At 57.2% G+C, this 23,741-nt stretch carries 19 protein-coding genes; 5 read left to right on the plus strand and 14 right to left on the minus strand.

Going from position 1 to position 23,741, the window contains the following annotated elements:
- Positions 1-115: 115 nt before the first annotated feature.
- From fusA to rpsL, 3 genes are read right to left on the minus strand one after another with little or no spacing between them, the layout of a single operon-like run.
- Complete coding sequence (fusA, locus tag GOW98_RS20610) at positions 116-2,233, minus strand: elongation factor G (RefSeq protein ID WP_170335583.1); 2,118 nt, start codon at positions 2,231-2,233, stop codon at positions 116-118.
- Between the two features lie 18 nt (positions 2,234-2,251).
- Entirely contained in the window at positions 2,252-2,722 is a 471-nt protein-coding gene (gene rpsG / locus GOW98_RS20615) for a 30S ribosomal protein S7 (protein WP_039529242.1), read from the minus strand.
- A 15-nt stretch (positions 2,723-2,737) separates the two neighbouring features.
- Positions 2,738-3,109 (minus strand): 30S ribosomal protein S12, encoded by a 372-nt coding sequence (gene rpsL, locus GOW98_RS20620; protein ID WP_005621086.1) that lies wholly within the window; start codon positions 3,107-3,109, stop codon positions 2,738-2,740.
- A 398-nt stretch (positions 3,110-3,507) separates the two neighbouring features.
- On the opposite strand from rpsL, the gene GOW98_RS20625 reads away from it, so the two are divergent.
- Positions 3,508-4,314 (plus strand): putative rhamnosyl transferase, encoded by an 807-nt coding sequence (locus GOW98_RS20625; protein ID WP_170335584.1) that lies wholly within the window; start codon positions 3,508-3,510, stop codon positions 4,312-4,314.
- On the opposite strand, the gene GOW98_RS20630 is transcribed toward GOW98_RS20625, so the two are convergent.
- The 6 genes from GOW98_RS20630 to rplJ all read right to left on the minus strand — a co-directional run bounded on the left by GOW98_RS20630 (position 4,299) and on the right by rplJ (position 16,455).
- On the minus strand, positions 4,299-5,168 hold the full coding sequence (locus tag GOW98_RS20630) for a DMT family transporter (RefSeq protein WP_170335585.1): 870 nt from the start codon (positions 5,166-5,168) through the stop codon (positions 4,299-4,301). The two genes, GOW98_RS20625 and GOW98_RS20630, sit on opposite strands and share 16 nt — an antisense overlap.
- Positions 5,169-5,472: 304 nt before the next feature.
- Positions 5,473-6,459 carry a linear amide C-N hydrolase gene (locus GOW98_RS20635; RefSeq protein ID WP_170335586.1) on the minus strand — a complete coding sequence of 329 codons (987 nt, stop codon included), beginning with the start codon at positions 6,457-6,459 and terminating at the stop codon, positions 5,473-5,475.
- A 344-nt stretch (positions 6,460-6,803) separates the two neighbouring features.
- Positions 6,804-11,045 carry a DNA-directed RNA polymerase subunit beta' gene (rpoC, locus tag GOW98_RS20640; protein ID WP_170335587.1) on the minus strand — a complete coding sequence of 1,414 codons (4,242 nt, stop codon included), beginning with the start codon at positions 11,043-11,045 and terminating at the stop codon, positions 6,804-6,806.
- A gap of 50 nt (positions 11,046-11,095) precedes the next feature.
- Positions 11,096-15,232, minus strand: a complete 4,137-nt coding sequence (rpoB, locus tag GOW98_RS20645) for a DNA-directed RNA polymerase subunit beta (protein ID WP_170335588.1) — start codon at positions 15,230-15,232, stop codon at positions 11,096-11,098.
- Between the two features lie 250 nt (positions 15,233-15,482).
- On the minus strand, positions 15,483-15,857 hold the full coding sequence (gene rplL, locus GOW98_RS20650; RefSeq protein ID WP_008204003.1) for a 50S ribosomal protein L7/L12: 375 nt from the start codon (positions 15,855-15,857) through the stop codon (positions 15,483-15,485).
- A gap of 79 nt (positions 15,858-15,936) precedes the next feature.
- Positions 15,937-16,455, minus strand: coding sequence for a 50S ribosomal protein L10 (gene rplJ, locus GOW98_RS20655; RefSeq protein WP_170335589.1), 519 nt, complete (start codon positions 16,453-16,455; stop codon positions 15,937-15,939).
- A gap of 402 nt (positions 16,456-16,857) precedes the next feature.
- On the opposite strand from rplJ, the gene GOW98_RS20660 reads away from it, so the two are divergent.
- A complete protein-coding gene (locus GOW98_RS20660) occupies positions 16,858-17,823 on the plus strand; it encodes an aminoglycoside phosphotransferase family protein (protein ID WP_170335591.1) in 966 nt (321 codons plus the stop codon).
- Positions 17,824-17,908: 85 nt separating this feature from the next.
- Here the strand turns inward: GOW98_RS20660 and rplA are convergent, their stop codons facing one another.
- Complete coding sequence (gene rplA / locus GOW98_RS20665; RefSeq protein ID WP_170335593.1) at positions 17,909-18,607, minus strand: 50S ribosomal protein L1; 699 nt, start codon at positions 18,605-18,607, stop codon at positions 17,909-17,911.
- Between the two features lies 1 nt (position 18,608).
- Entirely contained in the window at positions 18,609-19,058 is a 450-nt protein-coding gene (gene rplK / locus GOW98_RS20670) for a 50S ribosomal protein L11 (RefSeq protein ID WP_113791694.1), read from the minus strand.
- A gap of 312 nt (positions 19,059-19,370) precedes the next feature.
- Here rplK and GOW98_RS20675 point away from each other — a divergent pair, with 312 nt between their 5' ends.
- From GOW98_RS20675 to GOW98_RS20685, 3 genes are all read left to right on the plus strand, one after another.
- The gene (locus tag GOW98_RS20675) at positions 19,371-20,231 is read left to right on the plus strand and encodes a hypothetical protein (RefSeq protein WP_170335595.1); all 861 of its coding nucleotides are present in this window, start codon (positions 19,371-19,373) and stop codon (positions 20,229-20,231) included.
- The gene (locus GOW98_RS20680) at positions 20,228-20,992 is read left to right on the plus strand and encodes a hypothetical protein (RefSeq protein ID WP_170335597.1); all 765 of its coding nucleotides are present in this window, start codon (positions 20,228-20,230) and stop codon (positions 20,990-20,992) included. The genes GOW98_RS20675 and GOW98_RS20680 overlap by 4 nt, the downstream gene beginning before the upstream one ends.
- Before the next feature lie 246 nt (positions 20,993-21,238).
- Positions 21,239-22,483 carry a peptidoglycan-binding domain-containing protein gene (locus GOW98_RS20685; RefSeq protein WP_170335599.1) on the plus strand — a complete coding sequence of 415 codons (1,245 nt, stop codon included), beginning with the start codon at positions 21,239-21,241 and terminating at the stop codon, positions 22,481-22,483.
- A 99-nt stretch (positions 22,484-22,582) separates the two neighbouring features.
- Here the strand turns inward: GOW98_RS20685 and nusG are convergent, their stop codons facing one another.
- The 3 genes from nusG to ccoS all read right to left on the minus strand — a co-directional run bounded on the left by nusG (position 22,583) and on the right by ccoS (position 23,741).
- Positions 22,583-23,116 (minus strand): transcription termination/antitermination protein NusG, encoded by a 534-nt coding sequence (nusG, locus tag GOW98_RS20690; protein WP_170328796.1) that lies wholly within the window; start codon positions 23,114-23,116, stop codon positions 22,583-22,585.
- Positions 23,117-23,316: 200 nt separating this feature from the next.
- Positions 23,317-23,514: a preprotein translocase subunit SecE gene (gene secE, locus GOW98_RS20695; RefSeq protein WP_170335602.1), complete on the minus strand. Its 198-nt coding sequence runs from the start codon at positions 23,512-23,514 to the stop codon at positions 23,317-23,319.
- A gap of 68 nt (positions 23,515-23,582) precedes the next feature.
- Positions 23,583-23,741 carry a cbb3-type cytochrome oxidase assembly protein CcoS gene (gene ccoS / locus GOW98_RS20700; RefSeq protein WP_170335604.1) on the minus strand — a complete coding sequence of 53 codons (159 nt, stop codon included), beginning with the start codon at positions 23,739-23,741 and terminating at the stop codon, positions 23,583-23,585.

Genomic DNA, 23,741 nt, shown 5'->3' on the forward strand with positions numbered 1-23,741 from the left:
CAATCGTGCCGATGTTGACGTGCGGTTTTGTACGCTCAAACTTTTCCTTTGCCATGATGGCCTCCTTTGTCGGTAATGAAGGGAGCCCCGGACCGGAGCTCCCTCAAATCTTCGCTTATGCGTATTTCGCCTGAATCTCGTCCGAGATGTTCTGCGGAACCGGATCGTAGTGGTCGAACTGCATGGTGAACTGGGCGCGGCCCGACGACATCGAACGCAGAGTGTTGATGTAGCCGAACATGTTCGCCAGCGGAACGAACGCGTCGATCGCGATTGCGTTGCCGCGCGGCTCTTGTCCAGATACCTGGCCACGGCGCGAGGTCAGGTCGCCGATGATACCGCCGGTGTATTCTTCCGGGGTGATCACTTCGACCTTCATGATCGGTTCCAGCAGTTTCGCGCCAGCTTTGCGCATGCCTTCACGCATACACATCCGCGATGCGATTTCGAACGCCAGAACGCTCGAGTCAACGTCGTGGAACTTACCGTCCAGCAGGGCAACCTTGAAGTCGATCACAGGGAAGCCAGCCAGAGGGCCGCTGTCCATGACCGAGTTGATGCCTTTTTCAACACCCGGGATGTATTCTTTCGGAACGGCACCACCAACGATGCGGCTTTCGAACGAATAGCCTTCGCCTGCTTCGGTCGGCTGGATCTCCAGCTTGACTTCCGCGAACTGACCCGAACCACCCGACTGTTTCTTGTGGGTGTAGGTGTGCTCGACCGGCATCGAGATGGTTTCGCGATAGGCCACCTGAGGTGCACCGATGTTCGCTTCAACCTTGAACTCGCGCTTCAGGCGGTCAACCAGGATGTCCAGGTGAAGTTCGCCCATGCCCTTCATGATGGTCTGACCCGATTCCAGGTCAGTTTCCACACGGAAGGACGGGTCTTCGGCGGCCAGACGGGCCAGACCCTGGGACATCTTCTCTTGGTCGCCCTTGGTTTTGGGCTCAACCGCGATCTCGATCACCGGATCGGGGAAGGTCATGGTTTCCAGAACCACCGGATCCTTCGCGTCACACAGGGTGTCACCGGTGGTGGTGTCTTTCAGACCCGCCAGCGCGATGATATCGCCTGCAAACGCTTCTTCGATCTCTTCCCGGTTGTTCGAGTGCATCATCATCATACGACCGATGCGCTCTTTCTTACCTTTGGTCGAGTTCAGGATCGAGTCACCCTTGTTCATGGTGCCCGAGTAGATCCGGGTGAAGGTCAGCGAGCCAACGAAGGGGTCGTTCATGATTTTGAACGCCAGACCCGAGAAGGCCATGTCGTCATCGGCACGACGTGCGATGTCACGAACTTCTTCCTCGTCGCCGGGTTTGAAGCCCATGTAATCGACAACGTCCAGCGGGCTGGGCAGATAGTCGATCACAGCGTTGAGCAGCGGCTGAACGCCTTTGTTCTTGAACGCCGAACCACCCAGAACCGGAACGAACGCGATGTCCAGAGTACCTTTGCGCAGCAGGGCGCGCAGGGTTGGAACGTCGGGCTCATTGCCTTCCAGGTATTCCATCATCGCGTCGTCGTCCATTTCGACGGCCGCTTCGATCATCTTGCCACGCCATTCGTCAGCCATGTCTTTCAGGCTGTCGCGGATCGGAGCTTTGATCCAGCTTGCGCCCAGATCTTCACCCTGCCACAGCCACTCTTCCATGGTGACCAGGTCGATCAGGCCTTCCAGCTCGGACTCGGCGCCGATCGGAATACCAACCGGAACAGCGCGTGCGCCGGTGCGGTCTTCGATCATGTTGACGCAGTTGAAGAAGTCTGCGCCGATCTTGTCCATCTTGTTGACGAAAACCATACGCGGAACCTTGTAGCGGTCAGCCTGACGCCACACGGTTTCGGTTTGGGGCTCAACACCAGCGTTTGCGTCCAGAACACATACGGCACCATCGAGAACCGCCAGCGAACGCTCAACTTCGATGGTGAAGTCAACGTGGCCGGGGGTGTCGATGATGTTCAGGCGGTGCTTCGGGGTTTCGGCAGTCTGACCGTCCTCGGTGCGCTCCCAGAAAGTGGTGGTCGCAGCCGAAGTGATGGTGATGCCGCGTTCCTGCTCCTGCTCCATCCAGTCCATGGTGGCTGCACCATCGTGCACCTCACCGATGTTGTGGGATTTACCAGTGTAATACAGGATACGCTCCGAGCAGGTGGTCTTACCTGCGTCGATGTGCGCCATGATACCGAAGTTACGGTACAGTTCGAGCGGATATTCGCGTGCCATTTGGATAAGCCTCTAGAATTACCAGCGGTAATGGCTGAAGGCTTTGTTCGCCTCGGCCATCTTGTGGGTGTCTTCGCGCTTCTTCACGGCGGTACCGCGGGACTGTACAGCATCCAGCAGTTCGCCGGCGAGGCGTTCTTCCATGGTGTTTTCGTTGCGGCCACGCGCAGCAGTGATCAGCCAACGGATGGCCAGTGCTTCGCGGCGCTCGGGGCGCACTTCGACCGGAACCTGATAGGTTGCACCACCAACCCGGCGCGAGCGAACCTCGACCGACGGTTTGATGTTGTCGAGCGCTTCGTGGAACACTTCGACAGGAGCGCGCTTGATCTTGTTCTCAACGCGGTCAAACGCGTTGTAAACGATGCGCTCTGCGACCGACTTCTTGCCGTCGATCATCAGGTTGTTCATGAATTTGGTCAGTACCTTGTCGCCAAATTTGGCGTCAGGCAGGACTTCGCGTTTTTCGGCGGCGTGACGACGTGACATATCAGCCTCTCCTTCTTACTTGGGACGCTTCGCGCCGTATTTCGAACGACGTTGCTTACGGTCTTTGACGCCCTGAGTATCCAGAACACCGCGCAGGATGTGGTAACGCACACCGGGAAGGTCTTTTACACGGCCGCCACGGATCAGAACAACCGAGTGTTCCTGCAGGTTGTGGCTTTCACCGGGGATGTACGAGATGACCTCGAATCCGTTGGTCAGGCGCACCTTGGCAACCTTACGCATAGCCGAGTTCGGCTTTTTCGGTGTGGTGGTGTACACGCGGGTGCAGACGCCGCGCTTCTGCGGGCACTGCTCCAGGTGCATGGACTTCGAGCGTTTTACTTTGGGCTGCCGCGGCTTGCGGATCAGCTGTTGAATAGTTGGCATTCCGGTTTCTTCCCCGTTTTGCAACACACATGACATGCACGCGCATTGCGTGCGGTTAAACTTTGCTGCACTCATGCGTCCACAAGCGCAAAATCCGCGAGCGTTCCCATTCCGAGGTGAACGTCGCGGTTGGTTATCAGAGGGCGCGAACTGCAAAATTGTCCGGGCCTTGACCAGTTCATTACTGGAATCGGTTGTGGGGCGGCCCCCGACACCGAGATGACGCGCGTAATAGGGGGAGTCGGCCCGAGTGTCAACAGCAACCCCTAACCAGGAAGTCCGGCGACCCGACTACGCAGAGTTATCAGGGAGTAAGGTGGATTTCCAGTGCGGTAGCCGTTGCGGGGATCAAATCGCAGCGGCATAGTCTGCTGACCACTTTGCTCCACGGATGAATCATGCAAGTCATCGGCCTTTGCCGCTTTTCCTATCCAGCACTCGGAGGCTTTCAGGTCGAACATGATACGATCGAAGAACGGCGCGCCTACCTCTACAGCCCCATCCGGTTGGAAGAACGGTTCCGGCTGTTCGAAACGACCACCCTGCCCTGTCTGAAAGAACAAACGGACGAAGATTTCCAGCTTTTGATCGTGATCGGAGACTGCTTGCCCAAACCCGCGTTTGACCGGTTGCACGACGTTACCGCAGGTATGAAACAGGTCCGGATCATAGCTCGCAGCCCCATGCGCCATCGGCCCGTGATGAAAGAGGTTCTGAACGCCGCCCGCGATAATCTTGACGCGCCCTGCATTCAATTCCGCCATGATGATGATGACGCTGTATCGGTTGATTTCATCGAGCGCCTGCGCATCGCTGCAGATGAAGGCAAAACGCTGATGCGGAACAACAGGACCGTTGCCATTGACTACAACCAAGGGTTTCTGGCCCGGTTCGGGCCGGACGGTATTCGGGCCTCGCAGGTTTTTCGCTCACTACTGGGTATCGGCTTTGCCATGTATGTGCGTGGCGGATGCGAGCAGACCATCATGAACTTTGCCCATCACCGCATTGGAAACTTCATGCCTGTGATCAGTTACCCGGATGCGCCGATGTGGGTGCGCTCGCTGAACCAGTTCAACGACTCGTATCATGCCCGCAATAGCAAGGCCGAGCTACTCCCTCTCACGCCCGAGCAGGAGGGGGAATTCATCGCACGTTTTGCCATCGATCAGGATGCCGTACGGCGGGTTCACTCTGCCGTATGAGTCTGTCGTTCGCGGAACAAGGTGAACAGCCCAGCCCCGACAACCAATGCCGCCCCCAGAAGTGTGATTGTGTCCGGCCAGTCTCCGAATACCAGCCAGCCAAGAACCAGCGCCCAGATCAGGCTTGAATAGCGAAACGGCGCGACAAATCCGACGCCCCCGACCCGCATGACCATGACGCTGCACAGGTAACCAGTCAGCACGAAGACAGCGGCACAGGCGACCATCGCACCTGCGACAGGCGGAACCGGTTGCCAGCCCGAGGCTAACGAGACAAACCCGGCCGCAATCGTGATGGTAAACGAGGTCGCCAGCGTAACAGTCAGGGACGGTACGTGGATCGACATACGCCGCGTGATGAGATCGCGGATCGTGACCGACACAACCGCAATCAGCGCGTAAATGGCATAGATGCTGAACCCTTCGGGTCCCGGGCGTACGATCAGGAGCATACCAAGGAACCCCAGAGCAATCGCCAGAACACGTCGCCATCCGATCTGTTCGCGAAAAAACAGAACGGCACCCAGCGTCACAGTCAGCGGCAAGGCTTGCAACACTGCCGTCACATTAGCCAATGGCATGTGCAACAACGCAGTCAGAAAGAAATAAGTTGCCGACAGTTCCGCCAGACACCGGGCCGCTACAAGCCATTTATCATGATGTGGAAAATTCAGGTGCAGCGCGCCCAGATGGCGTGCCAACACATACACCAGACCGGTGGCCAGCACACCGCGCATGGCCACCATCTGGAACAATGGCATCTCTGCCCCGGCAGCCTTTATCAGCGCATCATTGATAGTAAAGGCCGCCATACTGCCCACCATCAGCAGCGCACCTTTTAGGTTTGGGGTCATAGTGGCGGCTTCCAAGACTAACGGCATTTCCCCCCATTGACAGAGCGCATGACAATCTTGTCAACCGCCCTTTCAGCTGGATGCTTCCAGCCGGAAAAACAATCAGCGTATGACCTAAACCCGACCGCATCATTCGCGCAGGGGTTAGCCGCTCGGGCACTAGAAAAGGTTGGCTATGCGGGACAAAACGGACACGCGCAGGATTATCTAAATACCATAACTCGGACGACCGCAGACAGGCAATAAACCGACAGTTCCTTTGGCTGGAGTCGTAATCAGTCTGGCAAGCCGAACTTTTCCTAGGTCAATCAAACTCAAAAGACCGGTAGTCCTGCGTGCCAAATATCGACTGCGACTTGAACTCAATCGCGCCAAAGTCGATTTCGTCGAGATCGATTTTGCGGATGTCATAGTTGTCGTAGGTTCGGAAATAGTAGGTGCGTTCTTGCGGATCGACTACAACCGAATAAGACGTAATCTGCGGATCGTCATTCACCCAGCGCCAATACAGAATGCCTTGCGGGATATCCACGGTATTGATCATTGACCAAGCCCGGTTCACCGCCGCATCAGTGTCAGGCACAGTCGCTTGCGTTGCATTCATTGCCGCCATACGCTGGAACCGGCCTTCGGGCGACCAGTCGAAGCTCTCGAACGTACCTTCATCGAAGTTGTTCGGATCATAGGCCTGCCAGAGTTCAAGTTGGACGTCATAGGTCGGGTCGTTTGTCATAACCCCCACCTCATTCTCGTAGACCGCCAACCCATCTTCGGCGTACTCGACGACAACCGAACGACCGGTTTCGTCCGTGATTGCAAAGTGAATAGTAAGAGGCATCCCACCTAAAACTTCGGGTCCATACGCGTAGAAGCGATTGTCGCGGATGAAATCCAGTGCTTCGTCGACCGTCTTCGTATTTCCCAGTACGTGGTGGATGAGATCGACGTTCTTTCGCGCTCCGTCACCTTCCTCGTCGTATTGGCTGTCAGACAGCCATAAAGCAGAAAGAGCAAGGCCATGCTCGTTCACGCCGTCACTAATCACGCTCCCGTGCCACATCCCCACGAAGCCATATTGGGTTGTAACGTCTCCAATCGTATGGCCGCGTGGAACCCGAGCAATCTCTGCGCCAAGGTCGCCAGGCCATTCCATAGTGCGTCCGATAAACGGCTTGTCCTCGTCATTGAGAAACCCAAACCAAGTGCACGACAAACCGGGAGTCGCGCTCAGCAAAAGCGACAGTGCTGTAGCACCTCCAGCGAGTTTAGACGTGATGCAAAGGTTTCTCATTTTGATGCCTCCAATCAACTTGGTTTAGTTTTCGATTAAATTCTTTGAGAGTTAAGCAGTGGCTGCCGTCCAATAGCCAATTAAAAATGTCTACGCCGTTGTTTTCAGAATGAGCGAGAACTTACGTTTCCTGCTTCGATCCCATCATCGCCAATACTCCCATCCTCGGGAAGAATTGAATCAGCGACTTACCTCACGATCAAGCAAGAGTTTTTCAACAAAAAGGCTTAAAGCAGCCATTGGAGTTGAATATGACGCCCGCAGCAAATCCCCTGCTGGCACTTTTTCACAAAAGAAAAGGCCCCGCGTTTCCGCAGGGCCTTTCTTAATTCACGCCAACGAACTTACTCGCGGCTTTCCGGGGTTTCCACCAGAACGTCCAGCTCGTCGCCGACCATATCGTCGTCCATCATCGGCGCAGCCAAGGCAGCGGCCGCTTCGGCCTCTTCCCGGCGGGCTTCGATCACGACGTTGTCGCGCGACTGGGCAACCTGACGCACGGCCTGGGTTGCGCCACCGGTACCGGCGGGGATCAGGCGACCGACGATGACGTTCTCTTTGAGGCCAACCAGCTTGTCTTTCTTGCCCTGAACCGAAGCTTCGGTCAGCACACGAGTGGTTTCCTGGAACGATGCTGCCGAGATGAACGAACGCGTCTGCAGCGAGGCTTTGGTGATCCCCAAGAGGATCGGCTCGCCCTGTGCCGGACGACCACCGCGGGCGATGGTCTTCTCGTTGGCTGCGTCGAACTCTTGCTTGTCGACATGCTCGCCTTTTAGCAGGGTGGTGTCGCCTGAATCCAGGATCTCCCACTTCTGCAGCATCTGGCGCACGATGACCTCGATGTGCTTGTCGTTGATCTTCACGCCCTGCAGACGATAAACGTCCTGCACCTCGTCGATCATGTAATCCGCCAGCGCTTCGACACCCATGATGGACAGGATGTCATGCGGAGCCGGGTTACCGTCCATCAGGTATTCACCCTTCTGGATGAAGTCCCCTTCGGCGACCGGGATGTGCTTGCCCTTGGGCACCATGTACTCGATGGTCTCCATGGACTCGTCAGCCGGTTCGATGCTGATGCGGCGCTTGTTCTTGTAGTCGCGGCCAAAGCGCACGTAACCATCGGCTTCTGCGATGATCGCGTGATCTTTCGGACGACGGGCTTCGAACAGTTCGGCCACACGCGGCAGACCACCGGTGATGTCCTTGGTCTTGGCGCCTTCACGCGGGATACGCGCAACAACGTCACCAGCTTCAACCTGTTGACCATCTTCGACCGACAGGATCGCATCCACCGACATCGGATAGTGAACCGGGTTGCCCGCATCGTTGCGGACCGGCTCGCCATCTTCGCCAACCAGAATGATCTCGGGCTTGAGGTCGCTGCCTTTGGGGGCGGCGCGCCAGTCGATCACGATCTTCTGGGTCATACCGGTTGCTTCGTCGGTCTCGTCGCGGACGGCAAGGCCCGAAACCAGGTCGACGTATTTCGCGGTACCGGCTTTCTCGGCGATGATCGGCAGAGTGTACGGGTCCCACTCGAACAGTTTGTCGCCACGGGCTACCTTGGTGCCGTCCTTGACAAACAGCTTGGAGCCGTAGCCCAGCTTGTGGCTGGCACGCTCTTCGCCATGCTCGTCCTTGATCACCAGCTTCATGTTCCGGCCCATGACGAGGCTTTCGCCTGCGGCATTGATCAGAATCTGCGGGTTCTCGAAGGATACGACACCTTCCTGGCTGGCTTCCTGGAACGACTGCTGACCACCTTGCGCAACACCACCGATGTGGAATGTACGCATGGTCAGCTGTGTACCGGGTTCACCGATCGACTGAGCGGCGATGATGCCGACAGCCTCACCAGTGTTCACCATGGTACCACGTGCAAGGTCACGACCGTAGCAGGTTGCACAAACGCCTTCCTCGGACTCACAGGTCAGAGGCGAGCGGATGCGCATGGACTGAACACCAGCTTCGTCGATGGTGTCGGCCATACGTTCGTCGATCAGCTGACCCGCAGCCACGATCACCTCATCGGTGCCCGGACGCAGAACATCGTCAGCTGCCACACGACCCAGCACACGTTCGGCCAGCGAGGCGACAACCTCACCGTCGTTCACGGCTGCTTCGGCAGTGATCGCACGCTCGGTGCCACAGTCGATCTCACGAACGATACAGTCTTGTGCCACGTCCACCAGACGGCGGGTCAGGTAACCCGAGTTCGCCGTCTTCAGAGCGGTATCCGACAGACCCTTACGGGCACCGTGGGTCGAGTTGAAGTACTCGAGAACAGTCAGACCTTCTTTAAAGTTCGAGATGATCGGCGTCTCGATGATGTCACCGTTCGGCTTGGCCATCAGGCCGCGCATACCGCCCAGCTGTTTCATCTGAGTGACCGAGCCACGCGCACCCGAGTGGGCCATCATGTAGACCGAGTTCGGTTCCTGTTCGGAGCCGTCCGCTGCGCGATCCGAGGACGAGATCGTGCTCATCATCGCTTCGGTGACGCGGTCGTTACACTTCGACCAGGCATCGACAACTTTGTTGTACTTTTCGCCCTGGGTGATCAGGCCGTCCATGTACTGCTGTTCAAAGTCCTTCACCTGACCGCGGGTGTCGTCAACGATGCCCCACTTGTCGTTCGGGATGACCATGTCGTCCTTACCGAACGAGATGCCCGCCTTGAACGCTTCTTTGAAGCCCATCGACATGATCTGATCACAGAAGATAACCGACTCTTTCTGACCGCAGTAACGGTAGACGGTGTCGATCACCTGCTGCACTTCTTTCTTCCGCAGCAGGCGGTTGACCAGCTCGAACGGCGCTTTGTTGTTCATCGGCAGCAACGCACCCAGACGCAGACGGCCCGGAGTGGTTTCATAACGCTTCTGAACTTCGTTGCCTTCGTCGTCGATCTGCGTGATCCGCGCGGTGATCTTGGTGTGCAGATGCACTTCACCGGCGTCCAGCGCGTGCTGAACTTCTTCGATCGAACCAAAGACCTTGCCTTCGCCCGGCATGCCTTCACGTTCCAGGGTCACGTAGTACAGACCCAGGATCATATCCTGCGACGGAACGATGATCGGCGCGCCGTTTGCAGGCGACAGAACGTTGTTCGTCGACATCATCAGAACACGGGCTTCCAGCTGCGCCTCAAGGCTCAGCGGAACGTGAACGGCCATCTGGTCACCGTCGAAGTCGGCGTTAAAGGCCGAACAGACCAGCGGGTGTAGCTGGATGGCTTTACCTTCGATCAGAACCGGCTCGAACGCCTGAATGCCTAGACGGTGCAGCGTCGGCGCGCGGTTCAGCATGACAGGGTGTTCGCGGATCACCTCGTCGAGGATATCCCAAACTTCGGGACGCTCTTTCTCGACCAGTTTCTTCGCCTGTTTCACGGTCGAAGACAGGCCCTTGGCTTCAAGGCGCGAGTAGATGAATGGCTTGAACAGTTCCAGCGCCATCTTCTTGGGCAGACCACACTGGTGCAACTTGAGTTCCGGACCGGTCACGATGACCGAGCGGCCCGAGAAGTCGACGCGCTTACCCAGAAGGTTCTGACGGAAGCGACCCTGCTTACCTTTCAGCATGTCCGACAGCGATTTCAGCGGACGCTTGTTGGCGCCGGTGATCACGCGGCCACGACGGCCGTTGTCAAACAGAGCATCCACGGATTCCTGCAGCATCCGCTTTTCGTTGCGGACGATGATGTCAGGTGCGCGCAGCTCGATCAGACGCTTCAGACGGTTGTTCCGGTTGATGACGCGGCGATACAGATCGTTCAGATCCGAAGTCGCAAAACGGCCACCATCCAGAGGAACCAGCGGACGCAGTTCCGGCGGGATGACCGGAATCACGGTCATCACCATCCACTCGGGACGGTTGCCCGACTCGAGGAAGCTTTCAACAACCTTCAGACGCTTGATGATCTTCTTGGGCTTCAGTTCGCCGGTCGCTTCGGCCAGATCAGCGCGCAGCTGCTCGGCTTCGGCTTCCAGATCGATCTGGGCCAGCATCTCACGGATGGCTTCAGCACCGATATTCGCGGTGAACGCGTCCATGCCATAGGCATCCTGCGCATCCATGTACTCTTCTTCGGTCAGCATCTGGCCGTAGGTCAGGTCAGTCAGACCGGGCTCGATGACGACGTAGTTTTCAAAGTACAGAACGCGCTCCAGATCACGCAGCGTCATGTCCAGCATCAGACCGATGCGGGACGGCAGCGACTTAAGGAACCAGATGTGTGCAACAGGCGCGGCCAATTCGATGTGGCCCATACGCTCGCGGCGGACTTTTTGCAGGGTGACTTCCACACCGCATTTCTCGCAGACAACGCCGCGATATTTCATCCGCTTATATTTGCCGCACAGGCATTCGTAATCTTTGATCGGGCCAAAGATACGCGCGCAGAACAGACCGTCACGTTCAGGCTTGAACGTCCGGTAGTTGATGGTTTCGGGTTTCTTGATCTCGCCATAGGACCAAGACAAGATCCGCTCGGGCGACGCCAGCGAGACCTTGATCTCGTCGAAGACCTTCGGAGGCGTCAGCGGGTTGAACGGGTTGTTGGTGATTTCCTGGTTCATTTGTTACCTCAAATCTTGCGGAAGGGGGGACGGGAGAAAGGGCAGCGCCCTTACTCCTCAACCTCCGCATCCAGGAGTTCCATATTCAGGCCGAGGCCACGGACTTCTTTCACCAGAACGTTGAACGATTCCGGTACGCCCGCTTCAAAGTTATCCTCGCCCTTGACGATCGACTCATAGACCTTGGTCCGGCCGGCGACGTCATCCGATTTCACGGTAAGCATCTCCTGCAGGGTGTAGGCGGCGCCGTAAGCTTCCAGAGCCCAGACCTCCATCTCACCAAAGCGCTGACCACCGAACTGCGCCTTACCACCCAGCGGCTGCTGGGTAACCAGGCTGTACGGCCCGGTCGAACGCGCGTGGATCTTGTCGTCCACCAGGTGGTGCAGTTTCAGCAGGTATTTGATGCCCACGGTCACCGGACGTGCGAATTGCTCACCAGTACGACCGTCGAACAGAATCGACTGACCGCTTTCCGAGAAGCCCGCACGCACAAGCGCGTCGTTGACGTCAGCCTCTTTGGCACCGTCAAAGACCGGGGTAGCAATCGGAACACCGCGAGTCACGTTGCCCGCAGCCTCGATCAGGCCATCCTCGTCCAGACCGGTGATGCCTTCTTCGTAGACATTCTCGCCATAGGCCAGCTTCATCGCTTCGCGCACCGGGGTCAGGTCGCCGGAGCGGCGATATTCACCCAGAGCGTCGTCGATGTTCAGACCCAAACCGCGTGCGGCCCAACCCATGTGGGTCTCAAGGATCTGACCAACGTTCATACGCGAAGGCACACCCAGCGGGTTCAGACAGAAGTCAACCGGAGTACCATCGGCCAGGAACGGCATGTCTTCCATCGGAACAACCTTGGAGATCACACCTTTGTTCCCGTGACGACCGGCCATCTTGTCGCCCGGCTGCAGCTTGCGCTTCACGGCGATGAAGACTTTGACCATCTTCATCACACCCGGCGGCAGGTCGTCGCCACGACGGACTTTCTCGACCTTGTCCTCGAAACGAGCGTCCAGAGCACGCTTTTGCACTTCGTACTGCTCGTTCAGAGCCTCAACGATTTGTGCGTCCTGTTCGCCTTCCAGCGCTAGCTGCCACCACTGACCACGGGTCAGGGTTTCCAGCAGCTCCTCGGTGATCACCGAGCCTGGTTTGACGCCTTTCGGGCCTTTGACAGCGGTTTTACCCAGGATCAGGCCCTGCAGACGCGCATAGATGTTGCGGTCAAGGATCGCCAGTTCGTCGTCCCGGTCACGGGCCAGACGTTCGACTTCCTCACGCTCGATCTGCAGCGCACGCTCATCCTTCTCGACGCCGTGACGATTGAAGACGCGAACCTCGACGACCGTACCGTAATCGCCCGGCTTCACGCGCAGCGAGGTGTCGCGCACGTCAGATGCTTTCTCACCAAAGATGGCGCGCAGCAGCTTTTCTTCCGGGGTCATTGGGCTTTCGCCCTTCGGAGTGATCTTACCGACCAGAATATCGCCCGGCTCAACATCCGCACCGATGTAAACGATGCCTGCCTCATCGAGGTTGCGCAGCGCTTCTTCACCAACGTTCGGGATGTCGCGGGTGATCTCTTCCGGGCCCAGCTTGGTGTCACGGGCGGCGACTTCGAATTCCTCGATATGGACCGAGGTAAACACGTCGTCACGCGCGATACGTTCCGAGATCAGGATCGAGTCTTCGTAGTTGTAACCGTTCCACGGCATGAACGCGACGACCACGTTCTTACCAAGGGCCAGTTCACCCATATCAGTCGACGGACCGTCGGCAATGACTTCGCCCTTCTGGACGGTGTCACCTACCTTGATCAGCGGACGCTGGTTGATGCAGGTGTTCTGGTTCGAACGCTGGAACTTGCGCAGACGATAGATGTCAACGCCAGCGTCGCCCAGTTCCAGATCTTCGGTAGCACGGATAACGATACGCTGGGCATCGACCTGGTCGATGATACCAGCGCGTTTCGCCTGAATCGCAGCACCCGAGTCGATCGCAACCTTTTCCTCGATGCCGGTACCGACCAGCGGTGCCTCGGCCCGCAGCAGCGGAACCGCCTGACGTTGCATGTTCGAGCCCATCAGAGCGCGGTTGGCGTCGTCATTTTCAAGGAACGGGATCAGCGATGCAGCAACCGAGACCAGCTGTTTCGGCGACACGTCGATCAGGTCCACATTCTCGCGCGGGGCAAGGGTGTAGTCACCGGCCTGACGGGTCGAAACCAGATCGTTGATGAACTTGCCATCGGCATCCAGAGTCGCGTTCGCCTGCGCCACAGTGTGACGCATTTCCTCGGTCGCGGACATGTAGTGAACCTCGTCGGTCACCTCAGCGTCTTTGACGACGCGGTACGGTGTTTCGATGAAGCCATACTTGTTCACGCGGGCAAAGGTGGCCAGCGAGTTGATCAGACCAATGTTCGGACCTTCCGGCGTTTCAATCGGGCACATCCGGCCGTAGTGGGTCGGGTGTACGTCGCGAACCTCAAAGCCTGCACGCTCACGCGTCAGACCACCCGGGCCAAGCGCCGAGAGACGGCGTTTGTGGGTCACTTCCGACAGCGGGTTCGTCTGGTCCATGAACTGTGACAGCTGCGACGAGCCGAAGAATTCACGAACAGCAGCCGCAGCGGGTTTCGCGTTGATCAGATCCTGCGGCATGACGGTGTCGATTTCGACCGACGACATACGCTCTTTGATCGCGCGCTCCATACGCAGCAGGCCAACGCGGTACTGGTTTTCCATCAGTTCGCCGACCGAACGCACACGACGGTTGCCGAGGTGGTCGATATCGTCCACGTCGCCTTTGCCGTCGCGCAGCTCAACCAGCGCCTTGATGCAAGCCACGATGTCTTCGCGGCGCAGGGTGCGCAGGGTGTCCGGCGCGTCCAGAGCCAGACGCATGTTCATCTTCACGCGGCCAACGGCGGACAGGTCATAGCGCTCGCTGTCGAAGAACAGAGTGTCGAACAGAGCCGACGCAGCTTCGACGGTGGGCGGCTCACCCGGACGCATGACGCGGTAGATGTCCATCAGCGCGCTTTCGCGGCCCATGTTCTTGTCCTGCGCCATGGTGTTGCGCATGTAGGGGCCGACATTGACGTTGTCGATATCCAGAACCGGGATGTCGGTGATACCGGCATCGATCAGTTCCTTGACAGTGCCGCCGATCAGGTCGCCGTCCTTGTCGTATTCCAGGGTCAGCTCATCACCGGCTTCGACATAGATCGCGCCGTTTTCTTCGTTGATGATGTCCTTGGCGACGTATTTGCCAACGATGTGATCGAACGGAACCAGCAGGTCGGTAACCACGCCTTCTTCGATCAGCTTCTTGACCGCGCGCGGGGTAACTTTCTTGCCGGCTTCAGCAATCACTTCGCCCGATTTCGCGTCAATCAGGTCATAGGTCGGGCGGGTGCCGCGCACACGCTCGGGGAAGAACGGCGTGACCCAGCCCTTCTTCTTGTCCAACTTGTAGGACACGGTGTTGTAATACGCGTCCATGATCGCTTCCTGATCCAGACCCAGCGCGTACAGCAGGGTCGTCACAGGCAGCTTGCGGCGGCGGTCGATACGGGCGAACACGATGTCCTTGGCGTCGAACTCAAAGTCCAGCCAGCTGCCGCGATACGGGATGATGCGGCAGGCAAACAGCAGCTTGCCCGAAGAATGGGTCTTGCCCTTGTCGTGGTCAAAGAACACACCGGGCGAACGGTGCATCTGGGACACGATCACGCGCTCGGTGCCGTTCACGATGAACGTACCGTTCGGCGTCATCAGGGGCATATCGCCCATGAACACGTCCTGTTCCTTGATGTCTTTGACCGACTTGGCGCCGGTGTCCTCATCAACATCAAACACGATCAGACGCAGAGTAACCTTCAGCGGCGCGCTGTAGGTCATGTCGCGCTGCATGCACTCTTCGACGTCGTATTTGGGTTTTTCCAGATCGTATTTCACGAACTCCAGAACGGAGGTTTCGTTGAAATCCTTGATCGGGAAAACCGACTGGAACACACCTTTGATGCCTTCGCCGTCAGTGGGCTGCTCTGCATCACCGGAGCGCAGGAAAAGATCATAAGAAGATTTCTGGACCTCAATGAGGTTCGGCATCTCCAGCACTTCGCGGATTTTGCCGTAATATTTACGAAGACGTTTCTGGCCAAGGAACGTTTGAGCCATGTCAGATGTCACCTTTCGATGTTCTCAGCGGGCAAAGACACCGTCGGGCCCCGGCATCTTGCACATTCGAGACGACACGTCCGGATCAATTCATGGCCACCGTCCCGAAGGCAGCCTCCCGATCCGCGAACCGCGTCTTAGAAAACGCCCCAACCCATGAGGCCCTTACTAAGACAGGTTCGGCTGGATCCGGATTTCTCCGGACCCAGCCAAATTTTTCGGCGCATCAGCGATGCACCAGAGTCTAAGCTTAGGCCAGCTCGACTTCGGCGCCAGCTGCTTCCAGCTTGGCTTTGACGTCTTCTGCTTCTGCTTTGTCCACGCCTTCTTTGATCTTGCCGCCGGCTTCGACCAGTTCCTTGGCTTCTTTCAGGCCCAGGCCGGTGATGCCGCGAACTTCTTTGATGACGTTGATTTTCGATGCGCCGGCGTTCTTCAGAACGACGTCGAATTCGGTTTTTTCTTCCTCAGCTGCACCGCCGGCGTCGCCACCAGCAGCCATGACAACTGCGCCGCCTGCTGCGGGCTCGATGCCGTATTCGTCTTTGAGGATGGTTTTCAGTTCTTGTGCTTCCAGCAGGGTCAGACCCACGATGCTTTCTGCGAGTGCTTTCAGATCAGCCATTTTATCAGCTCTTTCCGTTTACAGTGTGTGTTCCAACGTCAGGGCATATGCCCCACGCAGATCATTCAGTGCCAACCGCTTACGCAGCTTCCGCCTTCTCTTCGATGGTGGAAAGGATGCTTGCGATGTTGCTTGCAGGTGCGCCAATCGCGCCAGCGATGTTCGAAGCAGGTGCGCCAATGCAGCCCACGATCGAAGCGATAAGCTCCTCGCGAGACGGCATTTTCGAAACTGTTTCGACGCCTTTGCGGTCCAGAGCGTTCTCACCCATTGCACCACCAAGAATTTCAAAATTCTTATTATCCTTGGCGAAGTCCTCGGCCACCTTGGCTGCTGCCACGGGGTCTTCGGAATAGGTCAGAACGGTCATCCCTGTCAGCAGGTCGGCCATGCTTTCACACGGCTTACCCTCAAGGGCGATTTTGGCGAGCCTGTTCTTGGCAACACGCACGGCACCACCCGCGTCACGAGCACGTGCGCGAAGGTCCTGCATCTCGGCAACTGTCAGACCGGCGTAGTGAGCAACCACTACGACGCCAGAGCTTTCGAAGATTTGGCCGAGTTCCTCGACCACTTTCTCTTTCTGGGCTCTATCCACAGTTCTCTCCAAGTTAGGGGCGATGTTTCACCCCGGCTCATATTTGCCGAGGTCGAAACCCCAGCGTTCAGGTCCGTTGTTACGGGATTGGCCAAAACTCGCCCGAGGATCGTGACCCTCAGAATTCTTTGGTCTTACCCGTCTCAGGCAGGGAATTAAGGGGCCGATTGGACCCACCCACCGTCTTGGACGAAACGAAATAAAGCGCACGACGAATCGCACGCTTTACTCCGCAGCTCTCTTTAGGGCAGATAGCCGGGGTTTCCAAGGGGTAAATTGACCGTTCTGGTGGTTTGGCGGGACCATACCGCCCTGCTCCGAACCATGTCCGCGATTGACATGGCTTGCGCGCTGGGGTCCTGTCAATCAAACCCCTTGTTTCGCGTCCAGCTTTTACCCCTTATGCCAATCCTCACAGAAGATGAAAACAGGCGCGCAACTGAGTTTGTCGCGGAATTCTCGCGCCATGCGGGGTTGGGCCCGGCGCTGCAATTCGATTGCGTATACCGATCGCACGGCTTTCCCGACACCCGTCTGGTTCTGCGGGTACAGGGGCCAACGCGGGACTACGCGATGAAGATCGACACTGCCTCGCCCGAGTCCGGCCGGTTGAAGGCAGAGTTCGATGTTCTGACCCGGCTGGAGCGGTATTTTGACCGGCATGAGACTTCGCGCGTTGTACACCCTTACTACCTGTCTCCGGGAAACATGTTCTTCGTGACCGAATTCATCGACCGACCAACCGCCGTCGACGTGATCCACAACAGCGAAGACGACGATCAGGTCGCCCGTATCTACCGCCGTGCAGGGGCGTGGCTGAACGACCTGCATAGCTTTCAACCCGCAACGGAGTATGAGTTCCGGCCACGTTGGATGACCCTCAGCATCAGAGAGTTAGTGAATTCGGTGCCGCCGCACATCGTGGAAGAAAGTCAATCGATGGTGAAGACCCTGAAGACCTCGGCCCAGCATCTCAAGGGCATCCCCGACACGCGGGTGTTTTCGCATGGCGACTTTCACGGCCAGAACCTGATTGTCGGCAAGGGTGAAATGATTGGTCTGGATTTCACCGAGGTACGAGAAAAATTAGCTGTCTACGACATCGTCGATTTTCTCAAGTCGGATATCTTCCGCGATGCGGACCAGTCCGATGTGGACCGCAGCGGCATCCTAAAACTGAACAAGGACATGTTCTTTCGCGGCTATCGGCACCCGATCCATATAGGGATACTGGATTTCTGCATCCGCGGGCGTCTGCTGAAAGACTGGCTTGCGTCGTGGCACATCGATCACAACTGCAGCGCTTACGAGGAAGACAGGCGGCGGCGTCTGGGGGATCGGCTTCAGATCGCGTTTCAACAACGCTGAAAACGCTTAATCCCCAGCAAGACCCAAAAGAAAATCCCGGGCAGTTTGCACCACCCGGGACAAAATCTTGTCTAACCGTTAAGGCTTATTCGCCAGCAGCAGCCGCCACATCCAAAGTCACGCCCGGGCCCATGGTCGAGCTCAGTGCGATTTTCTTCATGTAGGTGCCTTTGGCGCCCGACGGTTTGGCCTTGGCAACAGCCGAGACGAAAGCACGAACGTTTTCGGCCAGCTTGGCTTCGTCAAACGACGCTTTGCCAACACCGGCGTGCACGACGCCGCCTTTTTCCGCTTTGAACTGAACTTCACCGCCTTTGGCTGCTTCCACGGCCGCTTTCACGTCCATGGTCACGGTGCCAACTTTGGGGTTCGGCATCAGGTTGCGGGGGCCCAGAACTTTACCCAGACGACCGACGATCGGCATCATGTCCGGGGTGGCGATGCAGCGATCGAATTCGATGGTGCCGCCCTGAATGGTTTCCATCAGGTCTTCTGCGCCAACGATATCTGCGCCTGCTTCTTTTGCTTCGTCAGCTTTGGGGCCACGAGCAAAAACAGCAACGCGCATCGCTTTGCCTGTGCCGTTCGGCAGACCGACAACGCCGCGAACCATCTGGTCTGCGTGACGGGTGTCAACGCCCAGGTTCATCGCGATTTCGATGGTCTCGTCGAATTTCGAGGTTGCGTTGGCTTTGACCAGGGCAACTGCGTCTTCAACCGACAGGTTTTCCTTGCCAGCGACAGCTTCGCGCGCAGCGCGGGTACGTTTACCGAGTTTTGCCATCTTACTTCACCTCGATGCCCATGGAGCGGGCCGAGCCCAGGATGATCTGCATTGCGCCTTCGACGTCGTTGGCGTTCAGATCTTTCATTTTGGCTTCGGCGATTTCGCGAACCTGCTTGGTGGTCACGGTGGCCACGGTCTCACGACCGGGGTTTTCCGCGCCACGGGGGCGGTTACGCTTGCCAACCGGCTTCAGACCAGCGGCTTTTTTCAGGTAATAAGACGCGGGCGGCGTCTTGATGTCCATGGTAAAGGACTTGTCCTGATAATAGGTGATCACGGTCGGGCAAGGCGCACCCTGCTCCATATCTGCGGTTTTGGCGTTGAACGCCTTGCAGAATTCCATAATGTTGATGCCGCGCTGACCCAGCGCCGGACCAACTGGCGGCGACGGGTTCGCCTGACCTGCAGGAACCTGCAGTTTCATTGTACCAGCAAGCTTCTTGGCCATTTGGTTTTCCTTTCAACGTAGGTGAAACGCGTTCCACCCGGTTTATGTTGCGTGGTCCGATCCGGGATCGCGATCCCAGCAACCTCCCACGAGAGAATCTCGCCCGAAGACGATAGAGGCGGCGTTTACAGTGGAACGTTGGGGTTGGCAAGTGGCTGGAGCCATAATCCGAAGTGATCCGTTTCAGCTCTATTCAGCCCCTCAATTTCGATCTGAATCTCGGAAACAGGAATTTTTTGCAAGGTCCTAAGTTGCTTAAGTAACGCAGACAGGTATCTTGGGCCTGCTTGGTCACAATAGAGGTGGTCTGGGATGGCATCATCTCGAATAAACAAAGGACTTCTGATCTGCGTTCTTTTCGCCATGTTGCCGGGCTGTGGCAGCAAGGCTCAGGATCAGGGTGCTGTATCCGAGACGGCGACCCAAACCAACGGGGACAAGAAGGCCGCGTCATTTGCTTCAGGGGGTATTGATCCGGCCACCTATGCCGGTCGTTTTCAGATCAAGCTAACCAAAGAGGTTCCTCTACGCGATATACCTGTACCTTTCACGGTCTACAGCGGCATCGAAGAAGCCAGCCCAACTCGATTGCGGTTGCGGGCCTTCATGGACCTGCGCGGCTTGCAAGAAAAAGCGCCCGAAATACTGACGGGCCCATTGGAAGAAAGCTGTAAGCGCCAGATCTATCTCGAAATCCGAAACGTCACCGCGAAAGGTGAAACCGTGAAAGTCGAAGGCTCGGCCCGTGCGCGGTTCACAACCTGCAATCGGCGCGAAGAACCGGGCTTTCGTTACTTTGGTGCCACGGTAGATGCTGTTGCGGTCGCCAAAGCAGAAGTCAAAGGTCAGTGCCTTACATTTAGTATCGAAGGCGTCGACCTTGATCCGCGCGGTTTCATCGGCGCGGTCTCTGACCTCTTCGGGTTGACCAATCGCATCAACGAAGCGGTCCTTGAAAAAGGCGGAGAGTTTTTGGCAGCCAACCCGGTCTGCCCTCCGCTACCGGAAGAATTCTCTGTCCTCGATCCGATCTACGAATCCGGCGGCACACGCGAAATTGCACCCGGCGGAATGGGGGCAGCTGTCGTCGGATCCGCGGATGTCAGCGCCGAGACGATAGTCAAAGTGCTTGGGGGCCTTAAAGAGCTTGGCGTATTGGAGTTTGCTGAATGAGACTTTGGCTTTTGATCCCGGTCTTATTGGCAGTTGTTCTGGATGCACGAGCGCCCAGCGCACAACAGGTGAACTTTGTCATCGACGCAAAGCTGCCCGTACGCGATACGGAATTGCCGTATACGCTTGACCTGAACCTCACCGCGGCCGCCCCCACTCGGATCGGGGTGGGCGCACTTCTGGATTTGCGTGAAATACAGAAAACTGTGCCTGAGCAACTGGCTGATAACGCGATCATCGACAACTGCGGCCTGCAGGTCCGGCTTGATGACCTAAATCTTAAAGCCGAAAACGACGCGATTGGTTTGGATGGCGATGTAACCATCACGATCTTCGAATGCAGCCGAACCGGTGAACGTGACTTTCATCGGGGTGAACAAAAAAGAGCCATACTGGCGAATATGTCAACCGAAGCGACTGTCGAACTGCGCGACAACTGCGCCTATTTCAAACTCATCGATCTTACACTTACGGCACCTGAAGCACAGCGCGAGCAACTTCTGCAGGACGATACTCTCGAGTCGGTAAAAGAGCTTACGCTGGCCGCCGTCGACCTTGTACTCAACGAGACACCTCTGTGTCCCGAACTACCTGCAGAGCTCGCATCACTTGATCCGGTTTATGACAAAGGCGGTCCGAGGGAGATCGGAGAAGGTGGACTGGGTGTTTTCCTTGACGGGTCAGTAGATTTCAGCCCTTCGACAATCCTCGACATTCTGACAGTCCTTCAACAACAAGAACTGATCCCCGGTCCGCCGTAATTGTCAGGAACTTTCATTGAAGTAGTCCTCCCTTCTGGTTCACGCCTTCCGCACAGCCGACCACGTCATCAAAGCCCTCAAACGCGCCGTCGGTGACCTGCCCGCTCACATCTCGGATTGGGCAGAAGTCCGCCAATCAATCGCCAAAAGATCAGGTTTCTGGCTTCGCGGCCGACTCCAAGCCCGCGTCGCGCAATGAATGTGCTATACTCATCGAATTCAGGCGTTTTGTTTTGGAGGTAAGTTATGATTTTTCGTTTAATAACAACGCTGGGAATCGCTCTATCCTTTGCTTTAACGGCTCCTCAGGTTGCACGGGCCGACGCCGGCGACTTCCTTGGCGGCGCTGTCGTTGGCGGGGTCGTAGGTTACGCGATTGGCAAGGACCAGCAGAAGAAAAAAGCCCAAAGAACAACTCGGTCAACCCGGACCTATCGTCCGAGCATACCGTCGACAACGCAGGGTGCGCAAACCCAGACCGCACTCAACTACTTCGGTTACAATGCCGGAACGGTCGATGGTCAGGTTGGACGCGGCACCCGAGCAGCAATCGAACGCTACCAGGTTTCAATGGGCTACCCTATCAATGGCTATGATTTTCAGCCCTATCAGCGCGACTTCCTTATGCAAGCGTACTATTGGGCGACGAGCGGAGGACAGGCTTCAACTCAACAGGCGGGCCAACCTCTTTTGATGGCGTACCGCCAACAAGTACATAGCGGCACCGCTCTGGCAGCCGCGCCTCAGCCCACGGCGCCCACGGTAGAAGCCGCCCCGGTCGCGGTCGCCCCGGTCGCGGTCGCCCAAGAGCCCGAACCAGCGCCAGAGGTTGCAGAAACACCCACCGCCACCCTGCCGACCCTGTTTTCCGGGGGAACAACGGGTCCATCGCTCGCCAATCGCTGCAGCGCGGTCATGCTTCAAACTTCGACCAATGGCGGCTATACGACATTGGCAAACATGTCCGATCCTGATTTTGCACTCAGCGAACAGTTCTGCCTCGCCCGTAGCTACGCGATGGCACGGGGTGAAAGTCTGATGCAGGACATCCAGGGACTGACGCCGGATCAGGTGGCAGCGCAGTGCGATTCATATGGTGAAATGCTGGAGCCGCAAGTTGTTGCGCTGTCTCTGAACTCCAAAACAGAAGCGGAAACTCAGATGCGCAAGCTTGCATTGGAATCCGGGCAAAGCCCAGAAGATCTGGCGGCAACAAGCAAAGTCTGTCTGGCAATGGGATACCTGCAGGACAACATGGATACCGCTGTAGGTTCCGCGCTGATGTTGGTCGCAATGGGAGAGCCCGCCTATGGAGAGTTGGTTGGACACCACCTGCGTGAAGGTTTCGGTGTACAGGAACGCCGCGATCTTGCGATGCAATGGTACGAAGCGAGCCTTTCCGCGTTGGATGCTGGATCGCAGGCAGTCTTCTTACCGTCCCAGTCAGACCGCCCGCAACTGTTGCGCGCGGCTATGGTACAGGTGCAATAAGTCGATAATCTAAAAGTTAACGACACCCGCATTGCCGAAACAGAAAATCGCCGCGTTGCCTGTTGCATCGCGGCGATTTGAATTTCGATGCAAAGCCGTTTAGCTCTGCTTGGTCACCTGCGTGAAGTCCAGTTCGACCGGGGTTTCGCGGCCAAAGATCGAGACCGAAACCTTCAGCTTCTGGTTCTCGTCGTCCACGCCTTCGACCATGCCGTCGAAGTCCTCGAACGGGCCGTCGTTGACCTTGACCTTCTCGCCGACCTCGAAGGTGATCATCAGCTTGGGCGCTTCTTCGCCTTCCTGAACGCGGTTCAGGATCTGGTTCACCTCAGCGTCGCGCATCGGCATCGGGCGGCCTTGCGGGCCCAGGAAACCGGTGACGCGGTTGATCGAGTTCACAAGGTGATAGCCCTGATCCGACATCTCCATATGCACCAGCACATAGCCGGGCATGAAGCGGCGTTCGGTCGTGACCTTCTTGCCCCGGCGCACTTCGATCACCTCTTCGGTGGGCACCAGAACCTCGTCGATATCGTCCTCAAGGCCCTGCTCGGCCACCGACGTGCGGATCTGCTCTGCGATCTTCTTTTCGAAATTCGAAAGAACGCTGACCGAGTACCACCGTTTCGCCATGAACCTGTCGTCCTTGTTTTACTTTCGGTGCTTTCGGATGGCCGCAAGCACCGTCATTGAAATTCTATCGCATCACCCGGAATAAAAAGCGGCGCGCAGCCCGAATCGCCGCACGCCCATTCCGAATAGTACCGCGTCAACTACTCTGACATCGCACAAGGTGCAAGGGGGCAGTGGCGTTTCCGCCCGCCCGAACCGGTTTAGCTGAACGCGCCCAGGATCGCCTGCAGCCCGCCACGAATGGCCAGATCAACCAGCGCAAAGAAAACGGCCGTCAGCGCCGCCATGATGAACACCATGACCGTGGTCAGCAGAACTTCACGCCGGGTCGGCCAGACGACCTTTGCAACTTCGGCACGGACTTGCTGAATGAACTGGATCGGATTCATAGTTGCCATTTGGCTTGGTTCTCTCTGCTAGCGGATGGGCCGGACATAACCGGGCATTGCGGCAATTTCAAGGGCCGTCAGGGCTTTGGCTTGTCGTCCCATTCATCGCTGAGGATACGGCGTGCGTCGCCTTCGGGATCATCATACTGGTTCGACCGGACCGTATAGATGAACGCCACAAGGCCAACCCCGCCCAAAAGCAGGGAAATCGGTATAAGATAGGCCAGAACTTCCAT

Source organism: Ruegeria arenilitoris (genome assembly GCF_013032445.1).
Classification (GTDB): domain Bacteria; phylum Pseudomonadota; class Alphaproteobacteria; order Rhodobacterales; family Rhodobacteraceae; genus Ruegeria; species Ruegeria arenilitoris_F.